Raw genomic sequence first — 5,769 nt, 5'->3', positions numbered from 1 at the left:
TTTAAACCTAACACCATCAAAAAACAATTTATCTATCTCTTCCCTGCCATGAGCTGATAATTGCTTAAATACTTTTTCTAAAGTTTTATTTTTAAAAAAGTCTGTATTTTTTGCTTTAAATTTTGCAAAATAAATATCAAGCATTAAATTAGTATCTATAAAAATTTGCTTAGTCTCATCTACTTTTTTATCATTTTCTACATACTTAAATTTGCCATTCGAATCTTTATAAATATAGTATTTTTTACCTTTGACTTTTGCAAAAACTACGCTTGTGGTATCTTTTGACAAATCAATTAGATTTTTTGAATGCTGATTAAACTTATAGTTTTTAATATCACTTATATCAATACTACTTAAAAAATCTAATTCGGTTTCGTTTTTAGTGGTATAAATTTCATCAAAACTTAAAGAATATATGCTTTCTTTAAATAGTCCAACTCTGCTTTCTTGATTTTTGGGCTTTAATTCTTCATATGATTTAGAATTAAGTCTTATTATTTCACAATCATCATTAAACACATCACTTAAAAAATCATATTTTTTGTATGTATGATAAAACACCAAACTAGCATCAATAGTATGGCTTAGCTCATCTTGAGTTTTAAGTTTATTAAGCTTTACAAACTGCTCTTTTTGATTTTCGTTTATTAATTTAGCAGTAAATGCTTTTCTAGTGTCGCTGATTGTTTTTGAGCTAATGCTATTTGTTTCAAAACCTATTTTTAAATAAGTATTTTTTATATAACTATATAAAATTATTAGGCTATTTCTTATATCTTCACTTATAAATTCATGGTTTTTAGAGTTTTTACTCCATTTTCTTGGTCTTGTAAAAAGCTCGTGTAGATACTCATCATTGCATATAATGTTTAGTATAAATTCTCTTTTGTTTTTAGGAAAATGATTGCTTGTTTTTGTAAAATCTTTTATCTTTTGTAAAAAATCTAAAAATTCATCGCTATTTAAAATGTTTTTTAAATTCTTTTCTATAATTTTTCTTTTGATTTTTTTATGCAAAATATTTACAAAACGCTTTTGCACGCCATTTACAAGGCTTGATACTTTTGACATTTTCAATAATTCTAACGCTTTATCAAACACATCTTGATAACCACTCACACCATCTAAAAATAACGCATGTCTAAATGCGATTTGCTCTAATCTACTTAGTGAATGATAGCTCCTATACTCGCTCATTTTTGGCATATTGTTTTTTATAAATTTTTTGAAATTACTTTCATTTATTAGGTCTTTTTTTGTAGTTTCTACTTTTTTGCTTTTTTTATCATCTTTAGGAGTGATTATTAAATTTATCTCTTCATAAATACCTTTTAAGTACTCATCACTTAAATCATCAAGCTTTTTATAATTATCTTTTTTCTTTTGGTTTCCATTGCTGCTTACTAAAATCAAGTTTGCTTCCTGGTTAAACTCACCACGAGATGAACTTCTAGGGATTATATGGTCATACTCTCCTTGTTCTTTGATAAACTCAACTCCTTCATAAGCACATACAAGCTTTTCATCGTTTTTATTTGTACTATCCGAATTTCTACTCGTTTTTACCATATCTTTTAACTCTTGTTCAAACAAAAACTTATTTTGTTCTGTATTTATATGAATTTCATCAAATTTAGAAAAATCAATGCCCTTACTAGATAAATACTCAACTATATTATAAGATACTATATCAAGTAGTTTTTCAACCCCACCATTAAACTCTCTAGCTGAGTTTTTACTAAGTGTTTGACAAATCGCTACTTTAGAACCATTTAACCTAAACATAACTTCTTTTGAATGCTCTTTGCAATAATTTGCAAAACCACTTCTAGGTTTTAATAAAATATTAAAAATTTGTAAGATAAAATTAAATTTTCCATAAATTTCGTATGTTTGAAGCTTTACATAAAGCTCATTTGCTAACTCAAAATGCTTAATGATTTTTTGAAAAATCTCATCATTTTTTTGAATTTTATCAAACTCATCATCACTTAATAATATTTTTTCTTTACTTAAAGTTTTTTCTACTTTATACCAAAAGCTATTTGAATTTGATTGATAAATTTTATTGATTTCTACTAAATCTTTTTCAATTTTTTGCTTTTTTATATGGTCTTTAAAATCTTCAACACTATTTTTATCTTTAAAAAATTCATACCCTAGCAATGCATTTAAATCTTGTAAAATCATATTTATTTTATGTGGAGTTTTGCAAGTACAAACAGATAGCTTATCGTTTAAAATGATACCATTTTTAGCAAGTTCTATTTCTTTATAGTATTCTTTTACAAATTTTTGCAAATTTTCATAATCTTTATCATTTAAACCAAGTTGTTTAAATCCATTTTTAATCATATTTAAAATTGATTTTTTATCATCATTTAACTCATCTTTTAATTGTTTTAAAGCTGTTTTTCCTAAATGTAAATACCTTGGATATAACAAACTACCCTTTGGTAAATATTCTTTAGAAATATCCAAATACCTTTGTGTTAAAATCTCTATTTTTTGTTCTTTATCGCTTTTTAGACCACTAAAAATACCATCGTTTAAAATGGTTTCAAATATATTTTCTAGATTATTGTGTTCTAAAGCTTCTTTTTTTAATACTAAGGCATTGCAAATTTGACCTTGTTTATTAACTAAACTCTCATAAGGGGTGATACTTCTTGTAGGATCACAAGTTTTTAAAAAATCTAAAGCTTTACCATTTTGATATTTTTCGCCTAAAAGCTCTAACATATATTTCTTGTTTTTTAACTCATCATCACTTTTGTATGGGATATAATTTATGTTATCTTTTATCGCTTTATATAGCTTTTTGTCATCATAAGTAGCGTTAGATTTACCATTAAAATACTGCCTAAAAACTCTCGTTTGAAAATTTGAAAGATTACAAATGATATTATAAAGCTCATCTTTAGAAATATTTAAAAAATCATAAAGATTTTTAATTTCTGAAAATCCTGTTTTGAATTCTTTTTTAATGTTTTTCAAATTTAGTTTATCAGCATTGCCTTGAATATCTTCAAAACGATTTAACAAATCCTTTATATCATTTTGATATCTTTTTCTGTGCTTATTATTGGTATTTTCAAGCTCTTTTATAACCGCGTCTATATAGTTTTGCAATTGTTTGCTATCAAAACCATCTTCTTGTTTTTGCAAATTTGCTTTTACAACTAACCTTTTTTGCTCTTTTAAATCTTGTAAAATATCATAATCTTTATCATCTAAAACTTTGTCTATTTGACTATTTATAACATCATCTATATCTTTTTTATTTTTAGCACCTATGAAGATAGTTTCGATTAATTTTTCTTGATTTTCTTCATTTATGTTGTCTATATTTGGAGTATTTACATAGTTAAACCCACGATGTTTAAAAAGCCCATAAAATAATTCTAAAATACGAGTTTGGATATACTTATCTAAAGTTTTAAAATCTTCGTTAAATATATATGAGGCCAACTCTTTAAAGGCTCTTACTACAAAATCTTTTCTATTATGGTTTCTTCTTGTGTGTCTTTTAGTGGTTCTTTCATCAACTTTAAAATTTATTTTATCTACTACAAAAGTTGAAGAAAGTGGTTTATTTAGTTCTCTTGTAACAGGATTAAAAATCCTACTTGCACTTATTCCAACTCCATAAAATCCATAATATTTGGCACCTGTATCAAAGTTTAAAGAAAGAATTTGTTTATCATACATCATTACTCCTTATATGATTTTAATTTATATTATATAAGGATAATATAAATATAAATTAAAATAATAATTGTTAAGTATTAAATTATTTACAATCTATCACAATTAGTTTGAAAATATATAATATACAAAAGCAACAAATAATATTTTAGATAATCTATAAAAATGGGAGAGTATCATCTCTCCCTATCAAGGTTACAGAGCTTTGCAAAAGCAAAGATACTAGAGCTTGATTTTTTACTAACTTTTCGGTATTTCTACCTACTTATGATTTCAAACGCTCGTTGTGATAGAATTAGATTTGCTTTTTAATTTTAGTGATACAAACTAAACATAGGTTTAATTTTTCCACTAAAGTACTAAAATTTGAAAGAATTTTAAAAGTGGAAAAATCACTACTTTTTAAAAACTCTCAAATACTTGATATATAAGCAAGTTTTCCTTGCTATTGCAAACCTAATTCTATCACAACACGGTTTGAAACGAAGATATAAATGGAAAAACTGACTTTATAAAAGTAAATTGCAAACCTAATTCTATCACAACACGGTTTGAAACCTTACTCTATCAACACTATTAAACATAAAAACAGATTGCAAACCTAATTCTACCACAACACGGTTTGAAACTTAAAAACAAAAATAAAAAACTTATCGTAATTTTTTATTATAAGCCCAATTCTAATAAAATTTAAATAGAAAAATAAAAACCTATAATTACCAAAATTTTTATTATTGCTTTTTTGCAAGACCTGCTTTTATGTCTAAATCACTAAGCTTATTTATGCTTTTTGTTAGATTATTCATTTTATCAGTGCTAAGCTTTGCAATTTTACCTAGCTTTTCTAATCTTTCTTGTTGGGTCTTTAGCTTATCAAATCCGCCTAAGGCTAACTTTAGCCCTAAGCCAAACTGCACATCCATTAAGCTCTCCTTAATATTGTTTATTTATAATGCCCCTGCGATGAGTTAGATGGCTACTAACTCGGGTAAAGGGGTTAAACTGCACTGATATCGCTACTTTGCAGAAAGCCTTAAGCATTAGCCAATGCCGTTTATTCGTTGGTTCCCCAAACGCCACCATTTATTCCCACTTTCTTTCCTGTGTAATAGATGTAACAATAGCTTCATTCTTGCTAGTCTTTTTAATAGCTAAGCGATAATAAGTGCCTAAATGACTAACTACTACTTCAGCCTGTGAATGTGCTTTTGAAAGTGTTTTACTTTTAATGTTTTTTAACATTTGCGGTATCATTGCATAATCATAAGCTGTTATATGTTTTATGTGCTTATGAGTAAAAACATTTTCCAAGCTTACAAATAATGGCAAGTCTTGTCCTAAAATATCACAATTACCTACTTTTAAAAGTTTTCCTTTATAGTTTTGCTCTTTATTATCATTAAATACCTTTTTTATAGTGTTATAATTGTTTCTAACTTCTCTTATTTGCATTAAGTTTTCTTTTATCCTAGTATTAACTGCTTTATGTACCTCGTGAGGTAAGCCTTTTACTTGCTCGTTTAAATACTCTGTTAAGTTTTGGATTTTTTGCTCGTATGATTTTATACCATTTTTAAAGCCATCATCAGGGATATTTAAAAGCGGTGCTTTTTTTCCTGTATAGCCTAGTGTAATTGCTTCATCTTCACTTAATGCTTGGACTTTACACCTACAACCCCAGCCATTAGGCGCCAAAAAGAATGCTCCTTAGGTAAAATAAGCCCGTGAAAGACTTTAAGGGCAACTCTAACCCTATTATCCATAATTGCCACGCTTATCGCTTATAAGTTATTTTTTTAAATCTTGCTAAACCATATACTTATCTTAGGTTTTGATTAAAGATAACTTTTAAATGGTGTTTATGAAGTCCACTAATGTTTTCTAGCTCTTTTACGCAATCTTTAAAGCTTGTGCCGTTTTGATAAGCCTTTTTAAGTATGCTATGCATTCTTTTAAGTGTTTCAATTTCATTTATCCCACTTATTAAAAATGTGCGATTATATGCACTAAAGCGAAGTTTATCTAAATCATAATCTTTAGGTAATTTATCATCAAAGT

4 protein-coding genes are annotated in these 5,769 nt (G+C 26.6%); all 4 read right to left on the bottom strand.

Features of this window, described 5'->3' with window-relative positions; all coding sequences use genetic code 11:
- Positions 1–3,714, bottom strand: a 3,714-nt coding sequence (locus KJQ97_RS08600) for an HNH endonuclease domain-containing protein (RefSeq protein WP_214120584.1), incomplete at its 3' end; no start/stop codon positions are given.
- A gap of 728 nt (positions 3,715–4,442) precedes the next feature.
- Positions 4,443–4,634, bottom strand: coding sequence for a hypothetical protein (locus KJQ97_RS08595; RefSeq protein WP_214120583.1), 192 nt, complete (start codon positions 4,632–4,634; stop codon positions 4,443–4,445).
- Between the two features lie 160 nt (positions 4,635–4,794).
- Positions 4,795–5,406 carry a hypothetical protein gene (locus KJQ97_RS08590; RefSeq protein WP_214120582.1) on the bottom strand — a complete coding sequence of 204 codons (612 nt, stop codon included), beginning with the start codon at positions 5,404–5,406 and terminating at the stop codon, positions 4,795–4,797.
- A 124-nt stretch (positions 5,407–5,530) separates the two neighbouring features.
- Positions 5,531–5,769, bottom strand: a 239-nt coding sequence (locus tag KJQ97_RS08585) for a putative phage head morphogenesis protein (RefSeq protein ID WP_214120581.1), incomplete at its 5' end; no start/stop codon positions are given.

It is taken from the genome of Campylobacter sp. 2018MI01 (assembly GCF_018501205.1).
In the GTDB taxonomy this organism is placed as follows: domain Bacteria; phylum Campylobacterota; class Campylobacteria; order Campylobacterales; family Campylobacteraceae; genus Campylobacter_E.
This window is presented reverse-complemented; position numbering and strand designations above follow the sequence as displayed.